We start from the raw sequence: 14,990 nt of genomic DNA, 5'->3' as shown, positions 1-14,990 counted from the left end.
GACGCGCTCCAAGCTTTCGTTTTATGCATGTCGTTGTCTCAAAACCGGGACCGCTTTTGAGCGACATGCATCAATCCGCCGCGTTTTTTACCTCCGGAAGCAGAAAACGTCGGCTGATGCGCGCTTTCAGCCGTTCTCTCACGTCGCGATAGCTGGCCATGATCTGCTCGCGCCTGCCGCCGACATCGGTCGGATCCGGCATCGGCCAGTATTCGACGTCGACGGCAAGCGAGCGGGTGAGTTCGAGCGCGGCGTGGTGGGCTTCCGGCGCCAGGGTGACGATCAGGTCGAAATAATCGTCCTCGAGATCGTCCATCGAGCGCGGCTGGCGCTCGCCCAGCGTCAGGCCCTCTTCGGCCAGCACCGCGTCGACGAACGGATCGCGCTCGCCCCTGTGCACGCCGGCAGAGGCGACGAAAGTGGCCGGCGGCAGCATGCGCCGCGCCAGCTGCTCGGCCATCGGTGAGCGCACGGCGTTCATGCCGCACAAGAACAGTATCGAGCGGGGCGCCCCAGTCAGGTCTAACCCCGCCAGTGCAGCACGCAGACCAGCGTGAACAGCCGCCGCGCCGTGTCGAAGTCGATGTCGATCTTGCCGGCCAGCCGGTCCATCAACGTCTGCGAGCCTTCATTGTGCAGGCCGCGCCGGCCCATGTCGATCGCCTCGATATGGCTCGGCGTCGAGGATCGGATGGCGTCGTAGTAGCTTTCGCAGATCAGGTAATAGTCCTTGACGATGCGCCTGAGCGGCGTCAGCGACAGGATATGGGTGACGACATCAGCACCATCCTCTCGGGCGACCGCAAACACCAGCCGGGATTCGGCCAGCGACAGCTTCAGCCGATAAGGCCCGGCGCCGTCATCATTGACCGGCTGAAAGCTGTTCTCCTCGATCAGGTCGAAGATCGCCACCGCGCGCTCATGTTCGACATCGGGCGTCGAACGGCCGATCGACTCGTCGAGCTCGACATCGATCAGCCTTGCGCGGGTTTGATCGCCGTCCGCCATCGCCGCCTACATGTTCAGCCGGATGGCGACGGAGCGGCCATGCGCGTCGAGGCCTTCCGCCTTGGCCAGCGCAATCGCCGCCGGCGCAAGTGCTCTCAGCTGCACCGGCCCGAGCTTCAGGATCGAGGTGCGCTTGACGAAATCGAGCACCGACAGGCCCGAAGAGAAGCGCGCCGAACGCGCCGTCGGCAGCACGTGGTTGGAGCCGCCGACATAGTCGCCGATGACTTCGGGCGTATGGCGTCCCAGAAACACAGCACCCGCATTGCGCATCCTGGCCAGGAAGCCCTCGGCATCGTCGATGGCGAGTTCCACATGTTCCGCGGCGATGCGGTCGACCAGCGGCAGCGCGGCCTCGATGGTCTCCACCAGGATCACCGCACCGAAATCGCGCCAGCTGGCAGCCGCCGTCTCGGCGCGCGACAGGCTCTGCAGCTGCCGCTCGACCGCCTGTTCGACGGCCTTGCCGAAGGCCGGATCGTCGGTGATGAGGATCGACTGCGCCGACACGTCATGCTCGGCCTGAGCGAGAAGATCAGCGGCAATCCAGTCGGGATCGTTGCTGCCGTCGGCCACGACCAGCACTTCAGACGGTCCGGCGATCATGTCGATGCCGACCGTGCCGAACACCTGGCGCTTGGCGGCGGCGACATAGGCATTGCCGGGCCCGACGATCTTGGCGACCGGCCGGATCGTTTCGGTGCCATAGGCAAGGGCGGCAATCGCCTGCGCGCCGCCGACGCGGTAAATCTCTGAAACGCCTGCTAGATCGGCGGCCACCAGCACCAGCGGATTGATGATGCCGCCCGGCGCCGGCACGACGATGACGATGCGCTCGACGCCCGCCACCCTGGCCGGCACGGCGTTCATCAGCACCGAGCTTGGATAGCTTGCCGTGCCGCCCGGCACATAGAGCCCGACCGCCTCGATCGCCGTCCAGCGCGAACCCAACTCGACCCCGACGGCATCGGTATAGCGATCGTCCTTGGGCATTTGTCGCCCGTGATGGGATCGGATGCGGTCACGGGCAAATTTCAGCGCCTCGACCGTCTGCGGATCGGCGTCTTTGTAGGCCTGCGCGATGTCGTCCTTCGACACGGCGATGCCGAGGCTATTGAGGTCGGCCTTGTCGAATTTCAGCGTGTAGTCGACCAGGGCAGCGTCGCCCTCGGCACGAACCCGCGCAATGATGGCGCGCACGGCAGTGTCGACGTCCTCCGATACCTCCCGCTTGGTGGTCAGGAAGGCGGCGAAACGCTGCTCGAAACCGGCATCGGACTGGATAAGCGTAATGGCCATCGGCTGCGTCTAGATCGTGATGAGACTTGGTTGAAATCTCATCACGATCTAACCCTTTGTTGGAGCATGATCTCTGGACAAACGATTCCCGTTTTGTCCAACAAAAACCGGCACCCACTTTTTGGGATCATGCTCTACACCCTGTGCACCGGACGCGAGGTCGCTTCCCAGGCGCCGCCTATGTCGGCAAGCCGCGCCTCGATGCATTCGACGTCGAGCATGATCGCGCCGCCGCCGGAAAAGACCAATTCGACGATGCCGGCCGGCTTGCTGATTTCGATAAAGCTGATTGCCAGAAGCGACAGCACCTCGGCCGGCCGATCGCGGGCAATGCCGCTGGTCTTGGCACCGAGCACGCGGTCGAAATGCAACACCGCCTGGCGCCGCTCATTGTGCTGGCTGAACAGCCCGGACTTCGCCTCCCAGACGAAGCGGTTCATGGTCAATATGAAACGCTTGGCCGAAGGCAGGTATTCGAGATCCGAGACCTTCATCACGGCGTCCTGGACGTGAGCCGAGACGATGCTCAGATCCTGATCGTCGAGCGCAATGAGTTTGAGGGCTGCCATGCCGAATGCACACCTGAAAGTTGGTTTCAGCCTTCTGTTAGGCGGTCTTTCCGGTCGGTGCAACCGCGACACAAATTCAACCCGAGGCTAGCGCCTCGGGTTTGAAGTGTTGGCGGTGAATGGAGGCAGCACCAGACGCCTGTCTGTCTGAAGCAACTGCCGTGCGGTCAAGCCGAAATCCGCTCGATCACCGCGCCGCAATTGGAGAGCTTTTCTTCCAGCCGCTCAAAACCGCGGTCGAGGTGGTAGACGCGGTTGACCGTCGTTTCGCCTTCGGCCGCCAGACCGGCGATGACCAGCGACACCGAGGCGCGCAGATCGGTCGCCATCACGGGTGCGCCCTTCAGCTTGGCGACGCCGTCGACGATCGCCGTTTGGCCGGACAGCGTGATGTGGGCGCCGAGCCGGGCCAGTTCCTGCACATGCATGAAGCGGTTTTCAAAGATGGTCTCGGTGATGCGCGACTTGCCCTTGGCCATGGTCATCAGGCCCATGAACTGCGCCTGCAGATCGGTCGGGAAGGCCGGAAAGGGCGCCGTCGTGACGTCGACCGGCGAAATGCCGGCGCCGTTGCGCTTAACGCGAATGCCGGAATTGGTCGGCGTGATCTCGGTACCGGTCTGGGCAATCACATCCAACGCGGTCTGCAGCAGCTCGGGGCGGGCGCCTTCGAGCACGACATCGCCGCCGGTCATGGCCACAGCCATGGCATAGGTCCCGGTCTCGATGCGGTCGGGGATGACGCGCACGCGCGCGCCCGACAGCGATTCGACGCCATCGATGGTGATGGTTGGAGTGCCGGCGCCGGAAATTTTTGCGCCCATGGCGTTGAGGCATTCGGCGAGGTTGACGATTTCGGGCTCGCAGGCGGCGTTTTCCAGCACCGTCTCGCCCTTGGCGAGCGCCGCCGCCATCATCAGCACATGGGTGGCGCCGACGGAGACTTTCGGGAACACATAGCGATTGCCGACGAGGCGGCCGTTCCTGGTCTTGGCCAGCACATAACCAGTGTCGACATCGATGTCGGCGCCCAGCGCCTGCAGGCCTTCAAGGAACAGGTCGACCGGCCGCGTGCCGATGGCGCAACCGCCGGGAAGCGACACTTTCGCCTCGCCCATGCGGGCCAGCAGCGGGCCGATCACCCAGAACGATGCCCGCATCTTCGACACCAGCTCGTAAGGCGCGGTCGTGTCGACGATGTTGCGGGCCGAGAAATTGATGGTGCGCGAATAGCCCTCATTCTGCTTCTCGCGGCGGCCGTTGACCGAATAGTCGACGCCGTGATTGCCGAGAATGCGGATCAGCTGCTCTACATCGGCCAGATGCGGCACGTTTTCCAGCGTCAGCGTGTCGTCGGTGAGCAGCGAGGCGATCATCAGCGGCAAAGCGGCGTTTTTCGCGCCCGAAATCGGAATGCTTCCGGCGAGCTTGTTGCCGCCGACAATTCTGATGCGATCCATGAGAGAATGTCCCCTCGGCCCGAAAGGCCGGTTTTCGTCAGTTTGCGTATCGGCCCGTCTAGACCATTGGCCGGCTTGGTTCAAGAAATAGGATTTCTGAGCTCCTTTGGCCAAGGTGACCGGCCAGTGTGGCTGATATCGGTCAGTCCTTGTGCATTTTTTCAGCAGCCGCCAGGCCTTCCGGGCGCTGGTCAGCGTCACCCGTGCGCCGCGAACGCGCTTGCGTCTTGCGCTTCATGAGATTGGCGCGCAACTGCTCGGCCAGACGGTCCTTGCGGTTAGTCCCGTCCTTTTTTGCCGGATCAGCCTTTTTCGGTGGATTTGTCTTGTCGTCCATCGTTCCGTCCCGCCCGCGACTGGCAGGGCCTGCCGTTCAAGGGATAGCTAGCATTGTGGCGCCGCCATGTCAGCGAAACTTGTCTGGCAAAGCCTTTCACAGACGCCTTGCGCTTGCCGGTTCTATATGGCAGAAGCCCCGCCATCAGCGGCTGCGGTAGCTCAGTGGTAGAGCACTCCCTTGGTAAGGGAGAGGTCGAGAGTTCAATCCTCTCTCGCAGCACCAGTTCATTCCCTTTGATTTTAAAAGATGCAGTCGCGAAGTCGGGGTCTCGTTGCGGACCAAAAAAGCCGGCTGACGCAAAAGTGCCAATCCCGCGTATCCAACCGTGGCCCCCTCGCCCGGAAACATTGAGAGAAAGAGGCTCTACGGGGCCGGACGACTGCTCAACAAGTCCGGACCTGTCAACTCATGAACAGGCCGGACTGGCCGTATCCGGCATGCTGAACACTACCGCTCGCACGCTGAAAGCCAGCCGCCTCGTACGCATATCCACGACAAGTACACAGCTCGCCCAAGGACTTGCCATCGGCCGGCCATCATGATGCCATCTCGCCTGCGGAAGATAGCGTTGGGTTTTGGGGTAGAGAATGCTCTTTGGGCGAACGGCAGGTGCGACAGGGCGCATGTGCGCGGCAATTGCTGCGGCACTGGCGCTGTGCCTATGCGCGTTTGGCCCCGCTTTGGCTGAAGAGCCGAAGGCGCTGAAAGGCGTCGCGCTCATCATCGGTCAGTCCGACTACCAGCACGTCGGCAAACTGCCCAATCCGGAAAACGACGCCCGCGCCATCGAGGAGATGTTCGACAGGCTCGGCTTCGAGACCAATGTCGCCACCAACCGCGACGCGCGCAAATTGCGGCGCGATCTCGAAGGCTTCGTCGACGATGCCGAGGGCGCCGATGTCGCCATCATCTACTATTCCGGCCACGGCATCGAAGCCGGCGGCGAGAATTATCTGGTCCCTGTCGATGCCGATATCTCGGCGCTCGACAATGCCGGCGAAAAGCTGGTGCCGCTGTCGTCCATCGTCGCCGAACTGAAGGCCAAGGTGCCGGTCACCATCGTTCTGCTGGACGCCTGCCGCAACGATCCGTTCCCGCCGGGCACGCTCCTGAAGCTGGCGCCGGGCGACGAAGGCAAGCCGATCGGCGCCGACGGTCTCGGGGAAACGCGCGGCGTGGTTTCCCTGAAGGGCGGCGCCGACGCCAAGGGCTCGGTCGACGGCAGCCTCGGCCAGGTCATCGCCTTTGCCGCCGAGCCCGGCAAGGTTGCGCTGGACGGTCCGGCCGATGGCAACAGCCCCTATGCGGCAGCGATCCTGCGCCACATCGACACGATGGGCGGCGAGGAATTCGGCACCGTTTTGCGCATGATCGGCGAGGAGGTCTATCTCAAGACCAATGGCCAGCAGCGGCCCTGGGTCAATGAGAGCCTGCGCCGGCTGCTCTATTTCGGTATCCCCGCCGAGGCGCCGAAAGGTGATGAGGGCGAAATCCTCAGGGAGCGGCGCCAGCTCCTGCTGACCATCTCGACGCTACCCGATCCGGAGCGCCGCCAGATCGAAACCATAGCGCGTGACGGCAAGGTGCCGATGGATGGGCTCTACGCCATGCTGAAGGCGCTAGGGGTCGACATACCCAAGGATCCGGCCGAACTCGACAAATTGCTGCGCGGCCAGACCGAGCGGCTGAAACAGGTGCTGGCCGAGCAGGCCGCGCTGAAGAGCCAGGACCCGGAGATCGTCAGGCTGACCAGGCTCGCCGAACAGGCGGTACGGGAGGGCGCGCTCGAGGCCGCCAAAAAATTCCACGAGCAGGCCAAGGCGCGCGTCGGCGAACTGTCAACGACTGTCGATCAGGCGGAGGCCGACATCAAGGCACGGCGGCAGGAGTTTGCGGAGGTTTTCGCCAGCAGTGCGCAAACCTATGAACTGTCCTTTGACTATCTGAAGGCGGCTCAAGATTACGCCAAGGCCTATGACGAGGTAGAAAAATGGAGCGACGAGGACGCCTGGACCTACAAGTCAGCGGAAGCCGAGGCGCTCTCCGCGCACGGCTCTTTTTCGGGCGACAACGCCTTTCTGCTCCAGGCCGTCGCGGCCTATGAAAAGAGCCTGACTTATGTGACGCGCGAAAACGCGCCGATCCGCTGGTCGGCCACCGAAAACAATATCGCAATCACTCTGTCGACACTGGGCGAGCGCGAGGCCGGCCGCGACAATCTCGACAAGTCGGCAGCCGCCTTTGAGCAAGCGCTGAGCGTCTACACGCGCGACGCCTATCCGGACGACTGGGCCAGGACTTTCGGCAATCTAGGCGCGGTCTACTGGCAGCTCGGCCGGCGCGAGAACGGCACCGCGCTGCTCGAAAAGGCGGTCGCCGCCTTCCGCTCGGTGCTTGAGGTTCAGGGGTCGAAAAAACTACCACTCGAATGGGCGGCGACCGAGAACAATCTGGGCGTTGTGCTGTCCGAACTGGGCGAGCGCGAGCCGACGAGCGACAGCTTTCGCGCAGCGATATCGGCGCATCGCGCCGCGCTGACAGAATATCGCCGGGATCGCGTACCGCTCGACTGGGCATTGAGCCAGATCAATCTGGGTGTCGTTCTGGCGAGCCTCGGCGCGCGCGAAAAGGATGTACCGACGCTTGAGCAATCGGTCGCGGCCTTCCAGGCGGCGGCTGAGGAGATGACCAGGGAACGCGCGCCGGCGCAATGGGCGACAATCCAGAATAATCTGAGCACGGCGCTGGAATCGATCGGAACCATTAACGGCGATGTCGCCACGCTTGAGCAGGCGCGCGACGCCGCCCTGGCATCGCTTACGGTTTGGACGCGCGAGCACGCCGCGGCGAGCTGGGCCAACGGCCAGCTGACGCTCGGCAACGCCTTGCAGCGCCTCGGCGCCAAGCAGAAGAACAAGGAACTGCTGCTGCAGGCAGCCACCGCGTACCAGGCCGCTCTGTCCGAATATCCGCGTGAGAAACTGCCGCTTGACTGGGCTTCGCTGCAGCAGAATCTGGGATCGGTCAACGACACGCTCGGCGATCTCGATACGGGAACCGATTACTACATTCAGGCGGTGACCGCGTATCGTCAGGCATGGGAGGTCTATACCGCAACCGCCGCGCCGGGCGAGTTCGCTTCGATTGGTTACAGCCTTGCAGGCACGCTGTCGAACTGGGGCGAACGCGCGGGGGACATCTCGACCCTGCGGCAGGCGATCGATGTCTACGGTCAGGTGCTCAGGGTTCGCACCCGCGACAAGGACCCAGCCAATTGGGCCAAGACGGAATTCCGCCTCGGCTGCGCGTTGATGATGTCAGGCAAGCTGGCCTCTGACGATCAACTGCTGCAGCAATCGGTCGACGCGCTGCGGGCGGCGCTCGACGGGCAGACGAAAGGCGGTGATGTCACGGAGATCGGCCAGACGCGGCGCGTGCTCGGCCAGACCCTGTCGATCCTGGGCGACAATACATCCAACCTGGACTTGCTGGCGCAAGCAGCCGACATGCTGGAAGCCGCGCTCCCCGCCTACTCCAAGGACGCCGACCCGGAGGAGTGGGCCAATATCAATTACGACCTCGGCTTTGCCCTCTACAGCCAGGGCCGGATTGGTGGCGACGCCACGTTCTACGCCAAGGCCGTGCAGAGCTTCGAGACGGCAGCGCGGATCTACGACGGTTTTCCCAACCGCCTGCAATGGGCGCGCACCAAGGGCGATATCGGCAATGCCTTGCTGATGGCCGCGGACGGCAAGGACGTCGAGTTGCTCACCCGCGCGATTGCCGCCTATGACGCAGCGCTCAGCGTGGTAACGCGCGAGAATGCGTTGTCGGTCTGGGAGAACAACCAGAACAATCTGGCCAGCGGTCTGTCGAGCCTCGGTTACTGGACGAATGATGTTGCAACGTTGAAACGAGCCGCTCAGATCTACCGCGACCTCGCCACGGTGCGCACGATCGCCCGCGGTTCCGATCTTTGGATCACCACCCAGACCAGTCTCGCGCAGACGCTGAGCATGATCGCGGCCCGCGAGCCTTCGGCCGAGCTGTACGAGGAGGCGATTGTCGTCAACCGGGCGCTTGCCGAGCAGATCGGCCGCGAGCGCGATCCCGAACGTTGGGCCAATGCGCGCAACGAGATGGGCTATGCCTTGACCATGGCCGGCCGCGCCGAAAACAATGTCGGGCATTTCGAGGAGGCGGTGCTGGTCCTGCGCGAGGCGATCGTCGTGCAAAAGAAGATCAATTCGGTGCCGGCCGTCGCCTTCACGCAGGACAGCCTGTGCGACGTGCTGGTCGATCTGGGCGCCGCCCACAAGGACAAGGCGATGGCACAGGAAGCGATCGCCGCATGCCAGGACGCGCTCGTTGTCTTCCGCGAGCGTAAGATGGACGATCTCGCCGCCGGTTCCGAAAAGAACCTCGCCGAGGCACAGGCGTTGCTGGCCGAGTTGCATTAATCCGAGCCCGCGCTCCCGGATGCGGGCGAATGGTGGGCACTTCAGCGTTCACGCTGTTGCGCAAGCAGATGTCACCGGCTCGCCATGGCATGACAGAGATGCGATGTGGCGGTATCGGCTTGTGCGCCGGTCGCCACCCGTCATTCAGGACGACAGGTAATCATATTCCGTTGGAGCGCCAGATGACCCTATTCACCCGCCGCGGGCTTCTGAAAACGGCTGCGGTTGCCGGCGGTGGCGGCGTCGGGCTGGCAGCAATGACCAGGCTCAGCGGTTGGGCAGCTGTCACACCTGAGCCGGTGGTGCTCAAGACGGCAAAGATCCAGGCCAGGTTCATGGATGCGAGCGAGACCCGGGATGTCCTGACGTATGGTGAATCAGGCATGCCGCCTGTACTGCGGATGAAAAAAGGCGAGCCTTTCGCCGCCCGCCTCGTCAATGGCATCGACGATCCGACGACGGTCCACTGGCACGGCATTCGCGTTCCAAACAAGATGGACGGCGTCCCCTTCCTGGTTCAGCCCTACGTCTATACCGGCGATCATTTCGACTACGCCTTCACCCCGCCCGACGCCGGCACCTTCTGGTATCACCCGCATTGCAACACGCTGGAGCAGATGGGCCATGGCCTCACCGGCGTGATCGTGGTCGAGAACCCCAACGATCCAAAATTCGACGCCGAAGCCGTCGTCAACCTGCGCGACTGGCGCCTCGGCGACGACGCGCAGTTCATCCAGCAATTCCGGCCGCGCGATGCCGCAAAAACCGGAACCTATGGCACGGTGCGCACCGCCAACTGGCTCGACCAGCCGCAATTCGACGCGCCGGCCGGCGGGTTGGTGCGGCTGCGGGTCGCCATCACCGATGTCACCCGCATCTACGCCTTTCGCGTCGAGGGTGGGAAGGCCGCGGTCATCGCGCTGGACGGCAATCCGGTGCCGCAGCGTTTTGCGCCCGATGCTTTGCTGCTCGGACCGGGGCAGCGCATGGAGCTCGCCATCCGCATGCCTGACCAGGAGGGCGCGATCGTCAGCCTGGGCGACATCAGAGGCACCAAACCCAAGGTCCTCGCCACCTTGCGCGCCACCGGCAGCTCGCTCAAGCGCGATTTGCGCGACCTCGCACCGCTGGAAGCCAACCCGGTGCCGGAGGTGGATCTCGCCAGCGCGAAACACATCGCGCTCTCGCTCAGCGCCACCGCGGAAAACGTGCCGAGCGACAGCATATGTGGCACGCTCGGCTACTCCTTCTGGGCCATCAACAAGGTGCCGTGGCCCGGCGACACGCCGGACCCGACCGCGCCTTTGGCCGAGCTGAAGCTCGGCAAAAGCTATGTCATCGACCTGGAAAACTTGACGCCGCAATCGCATCCCATGCATCTGCACGGCATGAGCTTCAAGGTGCTGTCGTCTTCGACGCGCCAGGTTCAGCCGGTCATCTCCGACACCTATCTCATGCAGCCCAACGAGAAGGTTCAGCTCGGTTTCGTCGCCGACAATCCCGGCGATTGGCTGCTGCACTGCCACATCATCGAACATCAGAAAACCGGCATGACGAGCTATATCAGGGTGGTTTGACGTCGAGGCGGGTCAATCAGCCTCTACTGGGGTTGGCCTCACCTGCCGGGCCTGTTGCCGGAGAAATTGCCGCCGTCCGCTGGTTTCGTTGGCAAAGCGGGGCCGTTCCCTGCTATTCCCGCCTGCAATCAAGAAGCCGTGGACACGCTTGCATGACCAATGTCGCCCTGACCGGACTGGCCCGCGATCTCGCCAGGCGCGCCGCCGAGGGACGCCCGGTGCGCATCGGCGTCATCGGCTCCGGCGAAATGGGCACCGACCTGGTCACGCAAGGCATGCTGATGCCCGGCATCTCGGTCGCGGCCATCTCGACGCGGCGTCCGCACACGGCGCGTGACGCCATCCGCATCGCCTATGGCGACGAGGCGATGGCGGTCGAGGCCGACATGGGTTCGAAAGTCACCGCGGCGATCGAGGCCGGGAAAATCGCCATCACCTCGAACGAGATGCTGGTCACCAATCCGCTGATCGACGTCGTGATCGACGCCACCGGCAAGCCTGGTGTCGCCGCCGATTTCGACTTGAAGGCGATGGAGCACGGCAAGCACCTGGTGATGATGAATGTCGAGGCCGACGTCACCATCGGCTGCTACCTCAAGCAGCAGGCAGACCGGCTCGGCGTCGTCTATTCGGTCGGCGCCGGCGACGAGCCGTCGAGCTGCATGGAGCTGATCGAGTTTGCCTCCGCGCTCGGCTACACCATCGTCTCGGCTGGCAAGGGCAAGAACAACCCGCTCAACCACGATGCCGTTCCGGATGACTATCGCGAGGAAGCCCTTCGCCGCAACATGAACCCGCGCATGCTGGTCGAGTTCGTAGACGGCTCGAAAACCATGGTCGAGATGTGCGCCATCGCCAACGCCACCGGGCTGGTGCCCGATGTGCCGGGCATGCACGGGCCCAAGGCCGACCGCGACCAGCTGGCCAAGGTGCTGATACCGCGCGCCGATGGCGGCATCCTGTCGAAGAAGGGTGTTGTCGACTACACGATCGGCAAGGGTGTGGCGCCGGGCGTGTTCGTCATCGTCGAGGCGACGCATCCGCGCATCGTCGAGCGCATGGACGATCTGCATATCGGCCACGGCCCCTATTACAGCTTCTTCCGGCCCTACCATCTGACCTCGCTGGAAGTGCCGCTGACGGCAGCGCGTATCATGCTCTACGGCCGCCCCGACATGGTGCCGCTGCCGAAGCCGGTGGCCGAGGTCTGCGCGGTCGCCAAGCGCGATCTCGCCATGGGCGAGACCTTCGATGCCATCGGTGAGACCTGCTACCGCTCCTGGACAATGACCGTCGAAGAGGCCCGCGCCGTCAGCGCCGTCGCGGTCGGCCTGCTCGAAGGCGGCAAGGTGCTGAAGCCGGTCAGGAAGGGCGAGCTCATCACCACCGACAACGCCACACCCGACCGCACGACCAGGCTGTTCGCTTTGCGCAAGCTGCAGGATGAGATGCTGTACGGGAGCTGAGATTGGACGACAGGCCAGTCGGGCTGGCCTTGTCATGACAACTCCCTATGTTGTAGTGGCACCGAACGGAGGCTTCTAGGATGAATCTCCAGATCAGAGACCCGCGCGCCCGTGACCTCGCCCGGCAGCTTGCCGAAAGCGAAAGATTCCAATGACCGAGGCGGTGATCGAGGCGCTCGAATCCGAGCTTCAGCGCGAACGTGAACGAGTTCCGCTGGCTGAGCGGCTGGCCGCCATATCGAACGATCTGAAGGCCAAGGCGGGAAGCGGCGGCAGGGATTTGACTAAGGATGAGATCGACGAGATGTGGGGACATTCCTGATGTTCATCGACACCTCGGTGGTGATCGCTGTCCTCGCCGCAGAGGAAGACGCCGCCAATTGGAGCCGCCGGATCGGGCAGGCCTCGATACGGATAACATCTCCGCTGGTCGTGCTCGAAGCGGCGATGCGGCTTTCGTCGAAGTTGGTGGTGGAGCCGCTCTCGCCGAAAGGGCAATAGGAGACTTCCTGCGCGAAGCCGCGATCGAGGTGGTTCCGATCGAAAGAGGTGATGCCAAGCTCGCGATCCAGGCTTTTTCGAACTATGGCAAAGGTCGCGGCCACCCGGCTCAGCTCAACCTCGCTGACTGCCTGTCATATGCCTCGGCAAAAAGCCGTGGGATGCCCTCGCTCTACAAAGGGAAAGGCTTTTCCCACACCGATCTGGCCTGATCCTACTCCCCCAGTTCCACGATTCGGTCAGCAGCTTCGTCAGCCGCTCCCGCCCAGCAGGCCAAATGCTGCCGCGGTCGCGCCATGGGGCTGTTGACCTGCTCGCGCAACACGCCTGATCATTGCGCTCGTGCTGACGACGCAGACCATCGGCTGCCATTGTATGATCCATTCATATAGTCTGTCTTTTTGATCCGGGTTTTTCAAACGATGCCGAGATGCCAATCTCCGAACGATCAGTTGAACCCCATTGAGGTTGAAATCTTGCAAACCATTTGGACAAGACGCGAAACAATGAAAACCCTTCTGGCAACGGGCATGGTTGCCATGCTTCAGCCTCTGGCTTTTGCAGCTAAGGCCGCCGCCAAGCTGGAATGGACCTATTTTCAGGCTGACGAGAAGGGTTTCCGCCGCACGCCGGTGCTGCTGACCGGTGAGAAGGAAGCCATCCTCCTCGATGGCGGATTTACGCTGTCGGATGGCCGTGCGGTCGCGGATGCGATCAAGGCGACGGGCAAGACTCTGACCACGATCTACGTCAGCTGCAGCGACCCTGACTATTATTTCGGCCTGTGTCCCGTCGCGGATGAATTCCCCGGCGCCAAGATCATCGCAGCCGCTGCGACGGTGGCTGCCATCAAAGCCAATGTGCAAGCCAAGCTGGATGTCTGGGGCCCGCAGCTCAAGGACAATGGACCGAAGGTCCTGGCGGATGTCGTCATTCCCGAGGCATCCGATATCACCTCACTTGAAATCGAAGGAAACAAGATCGAGATCGTCACCGTCGCCGATCTGAAAGACCGGCGGTATCTCTGGGTGCCCAGCCTTGAAGCGGTGTTCGGCGGCGTGCTGATCTCGTCCGGCGTACATGTCTGGGTTGCCGACGAGCCAACCGTAGACGACCGCAAGAAATGGATTGCCGCGCTCAACGAAATCGCGTCCCGCAAACCCAACATCGTGGTGCCGTCCCATCAGGTAGCCGGTGCACCGGACGGTCTGGCGGCCGTGGAATTCACCCGCGCCTACCTCGAAGCTTTCAATAAGGAAGCCGAAAAAGCGAAATCCAGCGTCGAGCTGATTGCAGCGATGAAGCGGCGCTATCCCGATCTTCTTGACGTCTCGTCCCTGGAACTGGGCGCAAAGGTCGCCAAGGGTGAGATGAAGTGGGGCTGATACGGCCCCGCGAGCGTCTCGGCTACTTCCCCAATTCCACCGACCGCAGCCGCGCGGCTTCCACCGCCTCGGTCAGCAGCTTCGTCAGCCGGTCTTCGCCCATCAGCACGGCAAGGGCGGCTGCCGTGGTTCCGTTGGGGCTGGTCACCTGCTGGCGCAGGACGCCGGGCTCCTCGCCGCTTTCGGCAGCGAGTGCAGCAGCGCCATAGACGGTCTGCATGGCAAGCAGCCTGGCGGTCTCGGTCGGCAGCCCCGCCTTCTCGGCTGCAACCGTCAGCGCCTCGATGAAATGGAAGATGTAGGCCGGACCGGACCCCGAAACCGCCGTCACCGCGTCCATCAGGCCTTCGTCGTCGATCGTCGTCACCACACCGCTCGCCGACAGCAGCTCGGCAACGAAACGCCTGATGTCGTCGGTCACCAGCGGGTTGGAATAGACCACCATCATGCCCTTGCCGATCGCGGCCGGCGTGTTGGGCATGCAGCGGATAACAGGCGCGAGATGGCCGAGGATGTGCTCGAAGGTGGCGACCGGCGTGCCCGCGGCGATGCTGACGAAGGTGGTCCTGCCGTCGCCGAAGCGCTTGTAGGCGGCGGTGACGTCGCGGATCACCTGCGGCTTGACGGCGATGACGACGAGGTCGGGCTCTGCGTCGGCGGGGATCCCGTTCGCGTCCGCGGCGACACTGCAACCGAGGTGCTCGGCGCGCTTGCGCAATTCGGCATTGGGCTCGACCACGAACACGGCTTGCGGGGCAAGCTTGCCGGATTTCAGCCAGCCCGCAAGCATGGCGTAACCCATATTGCCGCAACCGGCGAGAACAAGCCTGATCGTCATTGAGAGCCCTCCGAGACAAGGGTTCTCCTTAGACGCTAGCGGGCAGACGGGAAAGCCCCTCAAGGGGTGCTGGATCAGGCCAGCCGG

14 protein-coding genes and 1 tRNA gene are annotated in these 14,990 nt (G+C 63.2%); 8 read left to right on the top strand and 7 right to left on the bottom strand.

Annotated elements, in window-relative coordinates; translation table 11 throughout:
• Window positions 1-70: 70 nt before the first annotated feature.
• The 6 genes from NKH54_RS19625 to NKH54_RS19600 form a co-directional block, all read right to left on the bottom strand.
• Window positions 71-535: an arsenate-mycothiol transferase ArsC gene (locus tag NKH54_RS19625; protein ID WP_081725519.1), complete on the bottom strand. Its 465-nt coding sequence runs from the start codon at window positions 533-535 to the stop codon at window positions 71-73.
• Window positions 523-1,008 (bottom strand): UPF0262 family protein, encoded by a 486-nt coding sequence (locus tag NKH54_RS19620; RefSeq protein ID WP_023669283.1) that lies wholly within the window; start codon window positions 1,006-1,008, stop codon window positions 523-525. The genes NKH54_RS19625 and NKH54_RS19620 overlap by 13 nt, the downstream gene beginning before the upstream one ends.
• Window positions 1,009-1,014: 6 nt before the next feature.
• Entirely contained in the window at window positions 1,015-2,307 is a 1,293-nt protein-coding gene (gene hisD / locus NKH54_RS19615; protein WP_352544002.1) for a histidinol dehydrogenase, read from the bottom strand.
• A gap of 134 nt (window positions 2,308-2,441) precedes the next feature.
• Window positions 2,442-2,876, bottom strand: coding sequence for a DUF2948 family protein (locus NKH54_RS19610; RefSeq protein WP_023692404.1), 435 nt, complete (start codon window positions 2,874-2,876; stop codon window positions 2,442-2,444).
• 167 nt (window positions 2,877-3,043) lie between these two features.
• Entirely contained in the window at window positions 3,044-4,336 is a 1,293-nt protein-coding gene (gene murA / locus NKH54_RS19605; protein WP_023727782.1) for a UDP-N-acetylglucosamine 1-carboxyvinyltransferase, read from the bottom strand.
• A 142-nt stretch (window positions 4,337-4,478) separates the two neighbouring features.
• Window positions 4,479-4,673 carry a hypothetical protein gene (locus tag NKH54_RS19600; protein WP_352667874.1) on the bottom strand — a complete coding sequence of 65 codons (195 nt, stop codon included), beginning with the start codon at window positions 4,671-4,673 and terminating at the stop codon, window positions 4,479-4,481.
• 150 nt (window positions 4,674-4,823) lie between these two features.
• Here NKH54_RS19600 and NKH54_RS19595 point away from each other — a divergent pair.
• The 8 genes from NKH54_RS19595 (at window position 4,824) to NKH54_RS19560 (ending at window position 14,065) form a co-directional block, all read left to right on the top strand.
• Window positions 4,824-4,898 (top strand) — tRNA-Thr (locus NKH54_RS19595).
• Window positions 4,899-5,299: 401 nt separating this feature from the next.
• Entirely contained in the window at window positions 5,300-9,136 is a 3,837-nt protein-coding gene (locus NKH54_RS19590; RefSeq protein ID WP_353028764.1) for a caspase family protein, read from the top strand.
• Between the two features lie 182 nt (window positions 9,137-9,318).
• The gene (locus NKH54_RS19585; protein ID WP_352789333.1) at window positions 9,319-10,713 is read left to right on the top strand and encodes a multicopper oxidase family protein; all 1,395 of its coding nucleotides are present in this window, start codon (window positions 9,319-9,321) and stop codon (window positions 10,711-10,713) included.
• A gap of 152 nt (window positions 10,714-10,865) precedes the next feature.
• Window positions 10,866-12,179 carry an NAD(P)H-dependent oxidoreductase gene (locus tag NKH54_RS19580; RefSeq protein WP_352789335.1) on the top strand — a complete coding sequence of 438 codons (1,314 nt, stop codon included), beginning with the start codon at window positions 10,866-10,868 and terminating at the stop codon, window positions 12,177-12,179.
• Between the two features lie 151 nt (window positions 12,180-12,330).
• Complete coding sequence (locus NKH54_RS19575; protein ID WP_353028763.1) at window positions 12,331-12,501, top strand: type II toxin-antitoxin system VapB family antitoxin; 171 nt, start codon at window positions 12,331-12,333, stop codon at window positions 12,499-12,501.
• On the top strand, window positions 12,501-12,680 hold the full coding sequence (locus NKH54_RS19570) for a type II toxin-antitoxin system VapC family toxin (protein WP_280940305.1): 180 nt from the start codon (window positions 12,501-12,503) through the stop codon (window positions 12,678-12,680). Before NKH54_RS19575 ends, NKH54_RS19570 begins: the two co-directional genes overlap by 1 nt.
• A 29-nt stretch (window positions 12,681-12,709) precedes the next feature.
• Window positions 12,710-12,892 (top strand): type II toxin-antitoxin system VapC family toxin, encoded by a 183-nt coding sequence (locus NKH54_RS19565; RefSeq protein ID WP_280806608.1) that lies wholly within the window; start codon window positions 12,710-12,712, stop codon window positions 12,890-12,892.
• Window positions 12,893-13,165: 273 nt separating this feature from the next.
• Complete coding sequence (locus tag NKH54_RS19560) at window positions 13,166-14,065, top strand: MBL fold metallo-hydrolase (protein ID WP_353028786.1); 900 nt, start codon at window positions 13,166-13,168, stop codon at window positions 14,063-14,065.
• Between the two features lie 22 nt (window positions 14,066-14,087).
• Here NKH54_RS19560 and proC read toward each other — a convergent pair whose 3' ends face one another.
• Complete coding sequence (gene proC / locus NKH54_RS19555) at window positions 14,088-14,903, bottom strand: pyrroline-5-carboxylate reductase (protein WP_023669294.1); 816 nt, start codon at window positions 14,901-14,903, stop codon at window positions 14,088-14,090.
• Window positions 14,904-14,990: the final 87 nt, after the last annotated feature.

This window comes from Mesorhizobium sp. M1004, assembly GCF_040318795.1.
Lineage (GTDB): Bacteria > Pseudomonadota > Alphaproteobacteria > Rhizobiales > Rhizobiaceae > Mesorhizobium.
Note: the sequence above shows the minus strand (reverse complement) of the source record. Positions and strands in the feature narration are given on the sequence as shown.